General features: G+C 43.0%; 14 protein-coding genes and 1 tRNA gene. 4 read left to right on the top strand and 11 right to left on the bottom strand.

Features of this window, described 5'->3' with window-relative positions:
* Positions 1 to 8: 8 nt before the first annotated feature.
* The 3 genes from ACOOEY_RS09175 to ACOOEY_RS09165 form a co-directional block, all read right to left on the bottom strand.
* Positions 9 to 896, bottom strand: a complete 888-nt coding sequence (locus ACOOEY_RS09175; RefSeq protein ID WP_420388373.1) for a cation diffusion facilitator family transporter — start codon at positions 894 to 896, stop codon at positions 9 to 11.
* 36 nt (positions 897 to 932) lie between these two features.
* Positions 933 to 1679 (bottom strand): ZIP family metal transporter, encoded by a 747-nt coding sequence (locus tag ACOOEY_RS09170; protein WP_420388372.1) that lies wholly within the window; start codon positions 1677 to 1679, stop codon positions 933 to 935.
* 71 nt (positions 1680 to 1750) lie between these two features.
* On the bottom strand, positions 1751 to 2785 hold the full coding sequence (locus tag ACOOEY_RS09165) for an FAD:protein FMN transferase (protein ID WP_420388371.1): 1035 nt from the start codon (positions 2783 to 2785) through the stop codon (positions 1751 to 1753).
* Positions 2786 to 2894: 109 nt separating this feature from the next.
* On the opposite strand from ACOOEY_RS09165, the gene ruvB reads away from it, so the two are divergent.
* Entirely contained in the window at positions 2895 to 3923 is a 1029-nt protein-coding gene (gene ruvB / locus ACOOEY_RS09160) for a Holliday junction branch migration DNA helicase RuvB (protein ID WP_420388370.1), read from the top strand.
* Positions 3924 to 4086: 163 nt separating this feature from the next.
* Here the strand turns inward: ruvB and ACOOEY_RS09155 are convergent, their stop codons facing one another.
* Positions 4087 to 4656, bottom strand: a complete 570-nt coding sequence (locus ACOOEY_RS09155) for a hypothetical protein (RefSeq protein ID WP_420388369.1) — start codon at positions 4654 to 4656, stop codon at positions 4087 to 4089.
* A 229-nt stretch (positions 4657 to 4885) separates the two neighbouring features.
* Here ACOOEY_RS09155 and ACOOEY_RS09150 point away from each other — a divergent pair, with 229 nt between their 5' ends.
* Together ACOOEY_RS09150 and ACOOEY_RS09145 are read left to right on the top strand one after the other, a co-directional pair.
* Entirely contained in the window at positions 4886 to 5212 is a 327-nt protein-coding gene (locus tag ACOOEY_RS09150) for a PadR family transcriptional regulator (RefSeq protein ID WP_420388368.1), read from the top strand.
* Positions 5212 to 7875, top strand: coding sequence for an ABC transporter permease (locus ACOOEY_RS09145; protein WP_420388367.1), 2664 nt, complete (start codon positions 5212 to 5214; stop codon positions 7873 to 7875). The genes ACOOEY_RS09150 and ACOOEY_RS09145 overlap by 1 nt, the downstream gene beginning before the upstream one ends.
* Before the next feature lie 112 nt (positions 7876 to 7987).
* On the opposite strand, the gene ACOOEY_RS09140 is transcribed toward ACOOEY_RS09145, so the two are convergent.
* From ACOOEY_RS09140 to ACOOEY_RS09120, 5 genes are all read right to left on the bottom strand, one after another.
* Entirely contained in the window at positions 7988 to 9349 is a 1362-nt protein-coding gene (locus ACOOEY_RS09140; protein WP_420388366.1) for an amidohydrolase family protein, read from the bottom strand.
* Positions 9350 to 9420: 71 nt separating this feature from the next.
* Entirely contained in the window at positions 9421 to 9816 is a 396-nt protein-coding gene (locus tag ACOOEY_RS09135) for a VOC family protein (protein ID WP_420388365.1), read from the bottom strand.
* A 19-nt stretch (positions 9817 to 9835) separates the two neighbouring features.
* Complete coding sequence (locus tag ACOOEY_RS09130) at positions 9836 to 10249, bottom strand: hypothetical protein (RefSeq protein WP_420388364.1); 414 nt, start codon at positions 10247 to 10249, stop codon at positions 9836 to 9838.
* On the bottom strand, positions 10227 to 11912 hold the full coding sequence (ggt, locus tag ACOOEY_RS09125; RefSeq protein WP_420388363.1) for a gamma-glutamyltransferase: 1686 nt from the start codon (positions 11910 to 11912) through the stop codon (positions 10227 to 10229). The genes ACOOEY_RS09130 and ggt overlap by 23 nt, the downstream gene beginning before the upstream one ends.
* Positions 11913 to 11917: 5 nt before the next feature.
* The gene (locus tag ACOOEY_RS09120) at positions 11918 to 12613 is read right to left on the bottom strand and encodes a LiaI-LiaF-like domain-containing protein (protein WP_420388362.1); all 696 of its coding nucleotides are present in this window, start codon (positions 12611 to 12613) and stop codon (positions 11918 to 11920) included.
* 122 nt (positions 12614 to 12735) lie between these two features.
* Between ACOOEY_RS09120 and ACOOEY_RS09115 the strand changes: the two genes are divergently transcribed.
* Positions 12736 to 12819 (top strand) — tRNA-Leu (locus ACOOEY_RS09115).
* Between the two features lie 173 nt (positions 12820 to 12992).
* Here ACOOEY_RS09115 and ACOOEY_RS09110 read toward each other — a convergent pair.
* Positions 12993 to 13304, bottom strand: coding sequence for a hypothetical protein (locus ACOOEY_RS09110; RefSeq protein ID WP_420388361.1), 312 nt, complete (start codon positions 13302 to 13304; stop codon positions 12993 to 12995).
* Between the two features lie 149 nt (positions 13305 to 13453).
* Entirely contained in the window at positions 13454 to 14143 is a 690-nt protein-coding gene (locus ACOOEY_RS09105; RefSeq protein WP_420388360.1) for a hypothetical protein, read from the bottom strand.
* Between the last annotated feature and the right edge of the window lie 4 nt (positions 14144 to 14147).

The following is a 14147-nucleotide window of genomic DNA, read 5'->3' as shown; positions in this document are numbered from 1 at the left end:
CTTTTTTACTAGCAGCTATCACAATCCTCATCCTGTAACTCAAATTCAAGTGTAGAGTGTTCAATCCCCATCTCATGCAGTAAATGTTTGGCTCTCTTTTTTATAGAAGACTGTAGTTTCAGCTCATAAGATTTATCGAGAACCAGGTGGGCGGAGAAAACATGGTATTCTCCATCCATAGACCAGATGTGGCAATCATGGATTTCAACTACTTCTGGTATAGTTCTCAGCTTTTCATGTACCTTATCTACATTAATGTTTTGAGGGGTAGCCTGAAGGATAATTTGAAAGCTCTTTTTCAGGTTGTTGAACACATTGTAAATAATGAACAGTGCAATCAACACAGAAAGGAGTGGATCTATAAAGTACCAGTCGAAATACATGATGAGCAAACTACCGATCAGTACTGCTATCCAACCCAGTACATCTTCCAGTAAATGAAGGCTAATTACTTTCTCATTGATGGAACTCCCCTTTCTCAGTCTTAACACAGCTGCACCGTTAACAATGACTCCGAAAATGGCAATGTACAGCATGCCTTGTTCATCTACTTCACCTGGGTTAAGCACAGCAGGTACCGCTTCACTAATAATGATCACAGAGCCGATGAGCAGCACCACGGCATTGATAATGGCTCCTAACAGGGAAAACCTCTTATAACCGTAGGAGAAGTGGTTGTCTCGCTTTTTTTCCGATAGATTCTGGAAGTACCAGCTCAATCCAATGCTGAGACTGTCGCCAAGATCGTGTAAGGCATCAGATAAAATGGCCAAACTACCCGTAATTAATCCTCCTACCAGTTCAACAACTGTAAAGAAAAGGTTAAGAAAGAAAGCAATCTTTAGGTTTTTGGTACTTTGACCATGCCCGTGATGATGGTGATGATGATGGCCCATGCTCAAATGTATTAAGAAAAGCTACGCAACAGGGTTTCAGATAAACAGCTGTGCCAGAACGGCACAAAGAGCTCCGAAAAGCGAAATGCTAAATCGCTGCCAGTTCAATTTATGGCTAGGGTCTGTTTCAATGAAAATGGTAGTGGAAATTTGAAGGAAACTTCCGGCTACAATGGCAAAAAAGATGATCAGGTAATTTTCAGGTAGTAGTTCACTGTGACTTAGGAACTCACCGGTAAACAGTCCTAGTGGAGAAGCCAGTGCAAAAATGAGTAAGACCGAATAAGCTCGAACCTTATTGGAAAACTTATGCAGCAACAATGCCATAAGGGCTACTGCTGCGGGAATCTTATGCATGACTATGCCCAGTAAGATTTTAGGAGAACTACCATGGGCATAAACTGATTCAGGACTGTGATTCGAATGAATAGAATCCGTCATAATACTTCCTTCCAGAAACGAGTGTAAGCTCAATGCTAATAGTAGATAGGTCACAGAGTAATTACCATGGTGATGTACATGACCATGTTCAACCCCACTGGTGAAATTTTCAATGACCTTCTGAAGAAAGAAACCAATAAGGATATAAAGACCTATGGCAAAAGGGTTCTCATTAGAGAGGAATAAATCGGGGATCAGGTGAATCACAGTCACCGAGAAGAGATAAGCCCCTGCAAAGACCAGGAAAAGCTGCAGTTTTCTGGCAGAAAAACCTGAAGCCTTTAGCATGAAGAAACCGGGCAGTGCTGCGGCTAGAAATAATATGATTGCGTTGATGAACAATATTCAGTCCTGTTTTTGCAACAAGATTGCAAAGATGAGAATAAAATCGAAAACGGGACGAATTAGTTCAGTTATTCCTCACTTTCTGACTTGATTGTTTTGCCTTCCAGCCCGGAGGAAAGGTAGGTGGCCATATTGCCTGATTCGTCAGTGTAGATCAGGTAACATTCTAAGCTAGGATCAGCTTCAACCAAGGCAATGCTTTTTTCTTTACCCATCACCATACAGGCTGTTGCGTAAGCATCCGCTAACATACAGTTGGGAGCCAGTATTGTGGCACTCAGCAAGGTCTGCATTTTAGGGTATCCGGTTTTGGGATCAATAGTATGTACTACCTTTCTACCATCATCAAGGACTCTGAAGTTTCTGTAATTACCTGATGTAGCCATTCCCTGGTTTTCTAAATGCAAGGCATCGAAAAGACGACCAACGCGCTTTTCATCAGGCACTTCTATGCCGATGGTCCAGAATTCACCATCCAGATTTTTGCCATGGGCACGCACTTCGCCACCAATCTCTACCATAAAATTTTCCATACCCTGATCTTTTAGCCAATCGGCAACCACATCAATCGCTTGTCCTTTGGCAATAGCCGAGAAATTGAGCTTCAGGCCATCAATCGCTTTGGAAGCGTAATTCGTATCGAACTTGATTTTGTCGAAACCGATATAATCCATGAGAGAATCTACCTGGCTGCTATCAGGGGCAATGAGCTTACCATCCCCAAAACCCCAGGCATCAATTAACTGCCCCACGGTTGGGTCAAAAGCACCGTCAGTAGCCTCGTTGACCTCGCGACTGGCTGCGAGGACATCATAGAAATAGGGATAGTAAAACTTTACCTTACCATTTTTATTGAAGGTTGATATCTCCGAGTCGGGAATGTAAGTGGATAGGGATTGATTGAAGTCTTGAAGGAGCGAGTCTATCTGAGGCTTAAAATTACGCTGATCTTTGTCCAGATACTTAATGTTATAGGCTATGGTGCCCATGGTAGTACCCTGAACCAAAACTTCTTTGGGCTGATTTTGGCGATAGGTGTAAACCAAAAAAACTGCCAGCATCAACACAATTAAATATATCCTCGAGCGCTTATTCCTGTCCATTCCCTTATTTTTGGCAAAGATAATTGAATTGAGAGCCTGGGCCTTGAATTTTAATTTCTATTCTTGATTATGCCAGGGGTTGATTATCTTTTGAATGAATTACGATTGAATGAGGGAAGATTACCTGGATCCGAACGGTGATGATTTAAATTCATCTGAGAAAGATATTGAGAGAGCCTTACGGCCGCTCTCATTTGATGACTTTTCCGGTCAGGATAAGATTGTCGGTAACATCAAGATATTTGTCCAGGCAGCGAAGCAGAGGTCAGAGCCATTAGACCACGTGTTACTACATGGACCTCCGGGCCTTGGCAAGACTACCTTGTCTCACATTATTGCCAATGAACTAGGAGCCGATATCAAGTCTACCTCGGGCCCAGTTTTGGATAAACCCAGCGATCTGGCGGGTCTCCTCACGAACTTGGAAGATGGAGACGTTCTTTTCATTGATGAAATTCACCGATTGAATCCTATTGTGGAGGAATATCTGTATTCAGCTATGGAAGACTATAAGATCGACATTATGCTCGATTCAGGCCCCAATGCCAGAACTGTTCAGATTGGTCTCAATCCATTTACCTTAGTTGGAGCCACTACCCGTTCTGGCTTATTGACTTCACCACTCAGAGCACGTTTTGGTATCAATGCCAGGTTGGAATACTATGATTCGAAACTACTGACCAGAATTGTTGGTCGTTCTTCAGAGATATTGAATACTCCTATCGATGAAGATGCTGCCTATGAAATTGCCAGAAGAAGCCGAGGCACCCCACGTATTGCCAATAACCTGTTGAGGCGCACGAGGGACTTTGCCCAGATTAAGGGAACAGGAAGAATTACCAAAGACATTAGTGAGATGGCACTGAATGCACTCGATGTGGATTCACATGGATTAGATGATATGGATAACCGCATTCTGACCACCATTATTGAGAAGTTCAAAGGAGGGCCCGTTGGTATTTCTACTATTGCCACTGCGGTTGGAGAAGAGGCAGAGACCATTGAGGAGGTTTATGAGCCATTCCTGATTCAGGAAGGGTTTCTTAAAAGAACTTCAAGAGGCAGAGAGGCGACTCACCTGGCTTATGAGCACCTGAAGATTAAAAGGCCAGGTCAGACTGGTACTTTATTCGGATAAAAGTAGAGGCTGCTGTTTTGAAACTACCAATAGTCGCGCGTCATTCTGAATTTATTTCAGAATCTCGGAATTGGTTTCGAGAGACCCTGAAACAAGTTCAGGGTGACGTAAAGCTAAGTTTCAAAACAGCAGCCTCTTTTCAATCAAACTGCACTCAAGCAGATTACTGTATAGTCACAGTAAAACTTACTCGAACATCTTCTTCACCACCTGCATTAGTGGCATCACCAGATGAAACTCCGCTGGCTGATTTATTAGGCTCGTGAATCAATACTACCGCCATGGTACCTGAGCTGGCATCGCCTGTAGTTACATTGCCCGATAAACCGATTGGATTACCGTCACCATCAGTATCATTGTAGCTGTAAGTGAAGTTAAGTGCTGAAGCTACTTCAAAGAAAACCTGATGCTCTTTCGCCTCTTCAGAAACTTCTTCAGTAATATCTTCTGCCGGAGTTTCTGTCTCATTCAGGAATTCAACCGAAACACTGTAAGTATTATTGGCAGAAAGAGTTGGGTTGGTAATTTCTGGGGCATTTCCACCTGGGCCATCCAGATCTTTAAACGTAGCCACAATCACCTCATCAGTGGCACCTGTACTAGTGAATGTAACACGCACTGTAGTGATTAATTCTTCCTCATTAACTGGTTCGGGATCGTCATTATCGCAGGCAGAGATGCTCAGCACAACTGCCAATACCAGTAACCATTTTAGTTTTAGTATGTCCTTCATATCTGATAGTTTCAATTTAAATGCAACGTTATTGCAAATACAATAATGTTGCAAATATTAAATATGAATTCTTGGTTAATCTTTTACAGGCGGTCATAGTGTAGGTAGAAATCCGCACAATGGTTCTTCGAAAAGGGTAGAGTTCTCATCAATGGATACAGATAACATCTACAAATGTTGTAGAAATGGTTCAGTCTTGCTTTATTTGTTCTACAATAGTTGTAGAAATATGAATCAAAGCTTAGGGAATCTGGAAGAATCTGTTTTGCTCATTGTGGCTGTCTTGCCTGAAGAAGCTTATGGCTATACTGTCTCAGAGGCCTACTTCGAACATATGAAGAGCCGAATTTCAATTTCTGCCATACATACTGTACTCAAGCGATTGGAGAAAAAGAGACTCATCAAGTCTAAGATGGGTGGTGCTACAGCAGAGAGAGGTGGACGGAGAAAACGAATCTTCGAGGTTACTAAACTCGGGCTGTCGACCCTGCAGGAGCTGCAGGAGAACCGTCAGAAGCTGTGGCAAATGATGCCGAAACTCAATTTCTCTTATTGATGCCAAGCGAATTTTCTAAGGATCATCATCAACTTCCTGTATGGGCCAATCGCTTTTTAGAGTGGTATTGTGCCGATGAGCTGCTGGATGAAATTCAGGGAGATTTGCTGGAGGCATTTTATTACAGAAAACAATCTATTGGGTTGAAGAAGGCCAGATGGTGGTTCATCTGGGATGTGATCAAATTCTTCAGACCCTCATCATTTAGTAAAAGGTCATTTAACTCAAACTATATCGCCATGTATAAGAACTATCTACTGGTTAGTCTACGGAATTTTAGAAAGCAGAAAGGCTACAGTTTTATTAATCTCTCGGGTCTGATAGCCGGAATAACAGCATGTTTGCTGATTAGTCTGCATGTTATCAGAGAGCTTTCATATGACAACTTCCATCCGGAATCAGAAAATACCTATCGGGTGGTTATGGATATGTATGGCAATGGTCAGCTTAAGGTCAAGAGTGCACCGGTTTATCCTGCCGTTGCTCCCAATGTCTTGGAGGAATTCCCGGAAGTGAACATGGCCACCAGAATTCTGCCTTTTGGCACCGGAGTTTATAGTGTGAAAAAGGAGGACGGAGTGCCTATTCGATACAATGAGGAGAATGCAGTACTGGCGGACGAGAATTTTTTCCGCATGTTTGGATTCTCTCTGGTGGATGGTAATGCAGATGAGGTACTCGCTCAACCCAATCAGGTAGTGGTTTCTGAAAGTACTGCACAAAGATACTTTGGTAATGAAAACCCTATTGGTCAATCCATTTTCTGGAGAGGGACTACAGAACTCACGGTAACGGGTGTATTTCAGGATTTTCCTGAAAACTCTCATATGAAATTCGACCTGATCTCTTCGCTCAAAAGCTGGAGCGGTTTTGAAGAATGGCCCAACAACTGGGGATGGTATGACTTTTACACCTTCATTAAAGTGAATGAAGGAACCAGTCAGGCAGATTTGGATGCTAAGCTTGGGGTTTATCTCGATGAAAAGAAGGCTGAACCTTATGAGAAGTACAATATAAGAGAGGTGCTCTGGACTCAGAATATTCAGGATATTCACCTTTATTCCGAAGGTCTGGGATGGGATATGGGCAAAAATGGCGGTGCCGATCAGATTTACTTTCTTTCTGCCATTGCCATGTTGGTCTTAATAATTGCCTGGGTGAACTACGTGAACCTGGCCACAGCAAGGGCCATTAAGAGGGCTAAGGAAGTTGGCATCAGAAAAGTAGTGGGTGCGCTGAGGTCTAACTTACTTGCTCAGTTCATGGTAGAGTCTTTTCTCTACAACTTCCTTGCAGTACTGGTTTCAGTTGCCATAGTCGTAGCGGTAGTTCCTGGTATCAATAGCTCTATGGATTTGCAGCTTGATCTGAATTTACTGTACTCAACTGAAATCCTTCTGGGCCTGGGCGCTTTGATCTTACTAGGCTCTCTTTGTTCAGGACTTTATCCTGCCATTGTATTGACCTCTTTTCACCCTGTTCAGGTACTGAAGGGTAAGTTGTATAGCCGAAAGGGTGGTTTTGGCTTTAGACAGCTGCTGGTGATCTTTCAGTTTGCAGCTTCGGTTACACTTATTCTGGGCACATTTCTGGTACTGAAGCAGCTTAACTTTATGCGGAGTCAGGAGCTGGGCTTGAATATTGAGCAGACTTTGGTAATCAAAGCACCGAGTTCCAGCCAGGGGGAGGGTGATTTAAGTAACAGATTAAAGGTATTTAAAGATGAACTGTCATCAATTTCAGGTATCGAAGGGTTTACCCTTTCCAATAGTGTTCCCGGTATTGAGAATTTCTCTATCAGTGGTTTCCATTCCAGGCATTTCAGAAATGACCTGAGAGATCTTTACCGGGTCAGCGTAGATGAGTTTTTCTTTGACGAATTTGAAATTGATCTTTTAGCCGGAAGAACCTTCGACAGTAATATTAAAACAGATACGGCAGCCGTGCTGCTTAATATTAATGCTGTGCAACATATGGGTTTCGACTCTCCTGAAGATGCACTCGGTGAGAAAATAAACCCTGATTCTGAAAAGCCGCATCAGATCATCGGAATAGTTCAAAGCTACCATCAGGCTTCTTTGAAGGAAGAGCTGGACCCGATGATATTCTTCTACGAGCCTGATGGAGGTAGCTATTATTCCCTCAAGCTTGCCGGAGCAAACCTGAGTCAGACATTGACCTCTGTTGAGAATACCTGGGATGAAATTTATCCTGATAATCCTTTCGACTTCTTTTTTCTGGATGAGCGCTTCGATCAACAATATAAAAGCGATGAGCAATTCAATGCAGTTTTCATTGGCTTTGCAGGATTGGCCATTTTCGTGGCTTGCCTTGGCTTGTTTGGCCTGGTTTCCTTTACGGCAGAGCAGGCTAAAAAGGAGATTGGGATTAGAAAGGTGCTGGGTGCTTCTGTTCAGAAAGTAGTACTTCTATTGGCAAAGGATTATGCAAAACTTATTCTGATTGCGATAGTAATTGCTTTTCCTCTGGCTTATTGGTGGATGACTTCCTGGCTGAAAGATTTCGCGTATCAGACCAGCATTGGAGTAGGTATATTCATTCTCGGAGCCTTGATTATTGCCATTGTAGCCTTTATCACGGTTAGCTTTAAATCATTCAAAGCGGCTACTGGCAATCCGGTGAGTGCCCTAAGGGATGAATAGATGGGAATGGTTGTGTCATCCTAAGCTCGTCTTCTGACAAGCATTTTATAAAACGGAGACCCTGAGACAAGCTCAGGATGACAAAAAGTAATTCTCTATAATGTTATCTCTGCTAATCCTTAGCGATTTCGTCAAGGCGTTTATAGATGTCTGCCTTGGTCATCCATTTGCCTCTCACCATCACCCCCAGTTGACTTCGTGTGTTATTGATGTCTTCTAAGGGATTGTTCTGAAGCATAATGAGGTCAGCGGAAGCTCCGGGTTCAATAACTCCGTATTCTCCTTCCGCCCCAAAGAAGGCTGCCGGATTGATTGTGCCAGCCTGAATGGCTTCCAATGGTGTGAAACCACTACGAGTCATTGCCTCCAGTTCCCTTTGAATAGAGAATCCTGGTACATTGAATACCTGAGGGGCGTCTGATCCTAACAAGAACCGGGCACCTCCATCATGAAGTTTTTTGATGATTTCTCTTCTAAGCTCATTGAACTTTAAGGCCTGGTCGGGATCATAATTGGCTGCCTCAATCACCTGTTTTTTGGTTCTTACCCAGGTATTCAAAGTATTGGGTGGCATATATTTCATTTCCGGTTCCTGGGCTAATATTTCCGGATCTTCCGGCCCTACCCAGCGCTCCATCATGGCCTGTGTAGGTACGATCCATACATTATGATCTACGGTCATTTGCACCAACTCATCGATCAATGCTTCGTCAGCAATTTTAGTAAAGTTGATTCCAAAGAAGCCATTGGCATTGGGGTTAACCCTGATGGTTGAAGGTACAATCCCTTCCAGATAACCATCGACATGATCAATACTGGCATATTCTGCTTCAAGAGCTCTTCTGATACCAACATCAACACTGACATGACCGGCATAAGGCATGCCCACTTCCTGAGCTGTTTGAACAATCTGATTAAAGTTCTCCATAGTGAGGCCCGGGTGGAGTTTCATAAAATCATAGCCAGCTGCTTTTTGATTCCTGACCATTTGATCTGCCTGTTCTGTTGAGGTTACTGAGTTACCATTAAGACTCGGGCCTGAAGTATAGATTCTTGGACCCAGGATTTCACCAGATAGTACTTTGTCTTTCAGCTCGAGATGATAAGGCTGACCTAACATACCCCTGATGGTGGTAACGCCATTAGACAGATAAAGGAAGAGTGTCTCTTCCAGTAATTTCATGTTCTGATTGCCTGGAATATGGGCATGCATTTCTGCCAAGCCAGGCATCAGGTAACGGCCATTACCGATAATCGTATTCATGGTGCCATCCAGATTAGCTTCCTTAGAAGGGACAATCAGCGTGATTTTACCATCTTTTACAAAAACAGTCTGTTCTGGCTTGATTTCACCCGTTTTCACATCAATGACCTGAACATTATCGAAGGCATAGTCGGCTTCCGGTGCCTTTTGGCAGGAAAGGGGACTGAGTCCAACAATCAGTAGGATAAGGAGTAGCGATGACTTTTTCATCAAGGAAGTTAGTCATTCGGTTTAAATGCAGAGTTGCCGCTGGTCAATTTGGCAAAAGTGGACAGACAATATTATTGTTTGTAGCCAGGTTCTATTAAATCCCAGAGGTTTCCATACAAGTCCTTGAAAACAGCGACCTTTCCATATGCTTCTACTTGTGGCCTACGAACCACCTCAATTTTTTGATCTAGTAGGTTTTTAAAATCACGATCAAAGCTATCGGTGTGGAGAAATAGGAAAACTCTTCCTCCCGACTGATTACCTACTGCCATTTTCTGTTCTTCATTGGCGGCTTTTGCCAGAAGGAGACAGCATTCTGAGCCTTTAGGTCGAACCAAAACCCATCTTTTTTCATCGTTGAGTTGGGTATCTTCTATCAATTCAAAGTGAAGCTTTTCGGTATAAAATGCTATAGCTTCGTCATAGTCATGGACAACAATAGCTATATGAGCAAGTCGTTGATTCATAGGTTATTTTAATCCGATTTTAGCGGGGCTCAAAAATGGTTATATAATACTGACCTATTCCTTTTTTTGATCTCTTCATTTTCAGTCCTGATCTGAGCTCTTGGCGTTTATTAAGGTAAAACAGGGTGTCTTGAAACCCTGAGGAGGATATTGTTACCCAGTTTATTCTAGGAAAAAAGCCCATGGTTCTTGGTGGAAGTTCTGTTTGTGTATTTGGGTAAACCTTAAGCTCATATTGGTCAGGCGCAATACAATTGACAACTTCTATTTCACACCAATCTTCGAGATATCCTTTATGAGCCTGTACTCTTATTAAAAGCGTGTCTGCGCTTTTATTTTCCAAACTCAAGGAGCTAACTGGATCACAAGCATACAAGGCCGATGTAGCTATTGAGAGAAGAACTATTAGTCTAATACCCCGCAGCCTGTCCATCTTTTCTGGATTCTGAAGCACCATAGTAGACCTGATTGATGGCATCCCACATAATGGCTTGGTAGCCACCATAGCTTCCTACATTAAAGGAAATCTGGTGTCCCATTTTCACCAATTCACGAATCACTTCATAGCTAATACCTGTTTCTAATTGGAGAACTCCTCCATCCGTCATGGTTTCTCCGGTAGGTTGAGAGGAGCCATTATGCAGAATTCTAGGGGCATCACCTGCTTCCTGCAAGTTCATACCAAAGTCAATCAGGTTAATAACAATTTGAACGTGGCCCTGTGGTTGAGTGGCACCACCCATCAGTCCGAAGCTTACCCATGGCTTGTCGTCTTTGGTGATAAATGCCGGGATGATGGTATGGAAAGGTCTTTTGTGTGGTTCATAAACATTGGCGTGTCCTTCTTCCAGACTGAACAACTCACCTCTGTCTTGTAAGATGAAACCGAGCCCCGGAGGTGTCATACCTGAACCCATTCCTCTGTAATTACTTTGAATAAGCGATACCATATTGCCGTCTTTGTCGGCTACGGTCATGTAAATGGTATCACCATCTTTCAATTGGCCGGCCGGGTACGATTTTCCGGCTTTTTCAGGATCGATCAGGGTTTTTCGTTGTCTGGCATAGTCATCCGAAATTAACCAGTCTACGGGGGTCTGATAAAAGTCTAAATCGGCATAGAACTTCGCCCGGTCTTCAAAGGCTAGTTTTTTGGCTTCGGTAAATGTGTGGATGTATTCCCTGCTGCCGAAACCCATCGATTTGATATCATACTCTTCAAGAATCTGAAGCATTTGCAAGGCAGCAATCCCCTGTCCGTTAGGAGGGAGTTCCCAGACATCATATCCTCTATAGTTCACGGAAACCGGCTCGACCCATTCTGAAGTATGATCGGCCAGATCCTTTTCAGAAAGGAAGCCACCCATTTGCTTCATATAGGCTGCAATAGTTCCTGCGATTTCACCTTTATAAAAGGCATCTCTACCACCCTTGGCGATTTTGGTGAGGGTGTTAGCCAAGGCCGGGTTTTTAAATACTTCTCCCTTTCGGGGAGTTCTGCCATTGGGCATAAAGGTTTCTTTAAAGCCGGGAAACTTCTGTAGGTTTTTGGCACCAGCTTCCATCAGGTAAGCAATGAGTTCTGTAACGGGAAATCCTTCATTTGCATAGTCAATGGCAGGTTGAAGTATTTCAGTCATGTCCATAGAACCAAATCGCTCATGTAGCTCGAACCAGCCATCTACTGCTCCTGGAACCGATACGGGTAGTGGGCCGTAGGACGGTATTTTGTCGTATCCGTTTTTCTTGAAGTAGTCCAGGGTAAGATCATAGGGAGATCTTCCGGAGGCATTCAGTCCGTATAGCTTTTGGGTTTTGGCGTCCCAAACAATGGCGAATAGATCACCTCCTATGCCATTACCTGTCGGTTCAACCAATCCCAGAGTGGCATTGGCAGCAATGGCCGCATCAATGGCGTTTCCACCTTTCTTCAGAATATCAAGCGCTACCTGAGTGGCCAGAGGCTGGCTGGTAGCGGCCATTCCATGTTGTGCGATTACTTCACTTCTGGTAGCCCAGGGTTTTCCTGTAATTCTGTCTTGTGAATAGGCTAATGTGGAAACGAGTATCAGACTTAGGAATAGCGCTTTTTTCATTTTTCTTAATTTGATATTTCTGCCCCGCCAAAAATCACGAGGCCTTTAATAACCAGCCTTTTGTCAGAAGTAGCATTGGGATCATGAATGATACGTTTGTCAGACATTCCTCCAAAAATATTGGTCACCCTAAGGTCTACCTGCCAGTCTTTTGGCACCCTTATCTTGGAACCACCAAACATATAGAAGATTTCCACTTCGGCTGTGTTTTGTTCCATACCGGCCATGGTCAGGTCAATATTGGAACCACCAAAGACTGCTGTAAGAGAACCTCCTTTGAAGTTTTTTGTTGAGATAATGCGATCGCCACCACTGAACACGGCTACGTCCTCTATTCTGTTCGGGTCATGGGGTTCATAGTTTTCACCAGCTTCTGAAGCTTCAGGCTTCTTAACAGTTCTTCTGATCAACTGAACTCCTGCAAAAACGAATATAAGTGGCCAGAAGTCCCAGATGGAGGTGCGAATTCTAAACCAATCATCTACTACGAAGATCAGTCCGATGACCAGTAAAATCGCTCCGGCTCTTTTGTTCTGATCGCTCAGAATAAGATAGCCACCTATGAGAATGAGGATGTTTTCCCATTGAAAAATGTAATATCTGATTTGCCAGGGGATCAGGTCAAAGTTGGCCATCACCGCAATGGATCCAATAACGATAAATACAAGCCCTAACAGCTTGTTGGTGTTTTGTTTACTCATTCTTCTGATTCAGTGATTAAATGTAGAAAACAACTAGGGTACCTACAAAGTAGAAAGGATTAAAGGCAACAATGAATTATTTGAAAAAGCGGAATTCTTATTTACTTTTGCCAACCTTTCCTGCGCACGTGGTGGAATTGGTAGACACGCCATCTTGAGGGGGTGGTGCATTAAGTTGCGTGGAGGTTCGACTCCTCTCGTGCGCACAAAAGCCTGACTAAGTAGTCAGGCTTTTTTTATGGGCTGTTCAGGCTTGTTGTTCGCAACAACGGTTCGTCAATTTTAAAGCTCTATTGTACATTGAAGTTTTCTTTAACTGTCTGTCACGAATCAAAACAGGGGCTAATGGCTCTGGTTAATTTTTTTAAGTGGATTAACATTATTCGTAATACACTATTTTGGTTGCTTGCTCATGCTGATCAAACTCAACAAAAATGCCATCTGACGAAAATGGTGGTGGCTGATAATAGTAGGTTTCGGTAGCACCCTCTTGAGTAGTTTCTTCTGAAATGGAGTTTGGTGGACCCATAACTTTCAGAACTTCTTCCTTTGACATACCTAAAACCAAAGACTTCGAATTCTCAACATTGATTTGTCCTTGTTTAATGGTTGGGTTGAGAATGACAAAATAACCAGCAACCGTAATAAGGGCCAAGATTGGAATGACTTTATACTGAAATAGCTGTTTCATTTTTAGTTACATGTTTGACGCGCATTCCATTTATTCTTTGGTGCTTATGAGTCCTTAATGAAAAGTTGTCTAGTCATCGAATTCGAACTCACTCTTCTCTTCCACAGTTTTATCGTCACATTTAATAATGGAAGTGCTTGGAATATGCATTAATCAACAAGCCAGTCAGATTGAGGGTAGTATCTATTGCCTTTTATGGAAAAGAAGGTTTTGATCTCGCCTAGAAACAGAGCCTCATAGATTGTCCTGTCCTGGTCTAGTTCGTCAGTCCTGAGACCAGGGATTCTCTCAAATAGTACTTCGCAGGGAATTTGTCTGCTGTCTGGGAAGTGAGCCTTAATTGCCTTTCTCAAATCTTCATAATAAGGTTCAAAAAGTGCACTGGGAGAGGCATGTACCGTATATGGCATAAAGCCATTATATTTTCTTTTGTCATTTTCCGATGGCATGTTTTGTGCTCTATTAAGCTTCACCCCGTCAATCCCTAAAACCGTAAAGTATGGCCCCAGCCGACTGATGCTAAATCGAATGCTCAGAGCGCCTGCCAGGTAACCGAATTCGTTCAGCTCGATAAAAAGTTCGCCATTCCAGGAGGGTTGTTGTGCATTGGTTGTGTTGCTAACCTTAAGGTTTGGATAAGTTGCTCTCAGTTCATTCAATAAAGTCTTCCATTGAGTCCCGCAATCTGAGTAATCAAGGATGGTGTTCCTATATGAGCCTTTGTCTTCCAGCTTATCCAACTCAATAACAGCGTCTTTGAGGGGGCTCTTAAAATAGAATAGGTCCTTTAAGGCCAACACCATTTTAGAGTATTCTCTTGGGAGATAGATATTATTCATTAGG

Origin of the sequence: Roseivirga sp. (genome assembly GCF_965216855.1) — a bacterium.
In the GTDB taxonomy this organism is placed as follows: Bacteria; Bacteroidota; Bacteroidia; order Cytophagales; family Cyclobacteriaceae; genus Roseivirga.
This window is presented reverse-complemented; position numbering and strand designations above follow the sequence as displayed.

Bases quoted from the DNA above. Each gene is read 5' to 3' on its own strand.
- ACOOEY_RS09110 (WP_420388361.1), bottom strand. From the start codon at position 13,304: ATGAAACAGCTATTTCAGTATAAAGTCATTCCAATCTTGGCCCTTATT.
- ACOOEY_RS09150 (WP_420388368.1), top strand. From the start codon at position 4,886: ATGAATCAAAGCTTAGGGAATCTGGAAGAATCTGTTTTGCTCATTGTG.
- ruvB (WP_420388370.1), top strand. From the start codon at position 2,895: ATGAGGGAAGATTACCTGGATCCGAACGGTGATGATTTAAATTCATCT.
- ACOOEY_RS09130 (WP_420388364.1), bottom strand. From the start codon at position 10,249: ATGGACAGGCTGCGGGGTATTAGACTAATAGTTCTTCTCTCAATAGCT.
- ACOOEY_RS09145 (WP_420388367.1), top strand. From the start codon at position 5,212: ATGCCAAGCGAATTTTCTAAGGATCATCATCAACTTCCTGTATGGGCC.
- ACOOEY_RS09155 (WP_420388369.1), bottom strand. From the start codon at position 4,656: ATGAAGGACATACTAAAACTAAAATGGTTACTGGTATTGGCAGTTGTG.
- ACOOEY_RS09135 (WP_420388365.1), bottom strand. From the start codon at position 9,816: ATGAATCAACGACTTGCTCATATAGCTATTGTTGTCCATGACTATGAC.
- ACOOEY_RS09175 (WP_420388373.1), bottom strand. From the start codon at position 896: ATGGGCCATCATCATCACCATCATCACGGGCATGGTCAAAGTACCAAA.
- ACOOEY_RS09165 (WP_420388371.1), bottom strand. From the start codon at position 2,785: ATGGACAGGAATAAGCGCTCGAGGATATATTTAATTGTGTTGATGCTG.
- ACOOEY_RS09140 (WP_420388366.1), bottom strand. From the start codon at position 9,349: ATGAAAAAGTCATCGCTACTCCTTATCCTACTGATTGTTGGACTCAGT.
- ACOOEY_RS09105 (WP_420388360.1), bottom strand. From the start codon at position 14,143: ATGAATAATATCTATCTCCCAAGAGAATACTCTAAAATGGTGTTGGCC.
- ggt (WP_420388363.1), bottom strand. From the start codon at position 11,912: ATGAAAAAAGCGCTATTCCTAAGTCTGATACTCGTTTCCACATTAGCC.
- ACOOEY_RS09120 (WP_420388362.1), bottom strand. From the start codon at position 12,613: ATGAGTAAACAAAACACCAACAAGCTGTTAGGGCTTGTATTTATCGTT.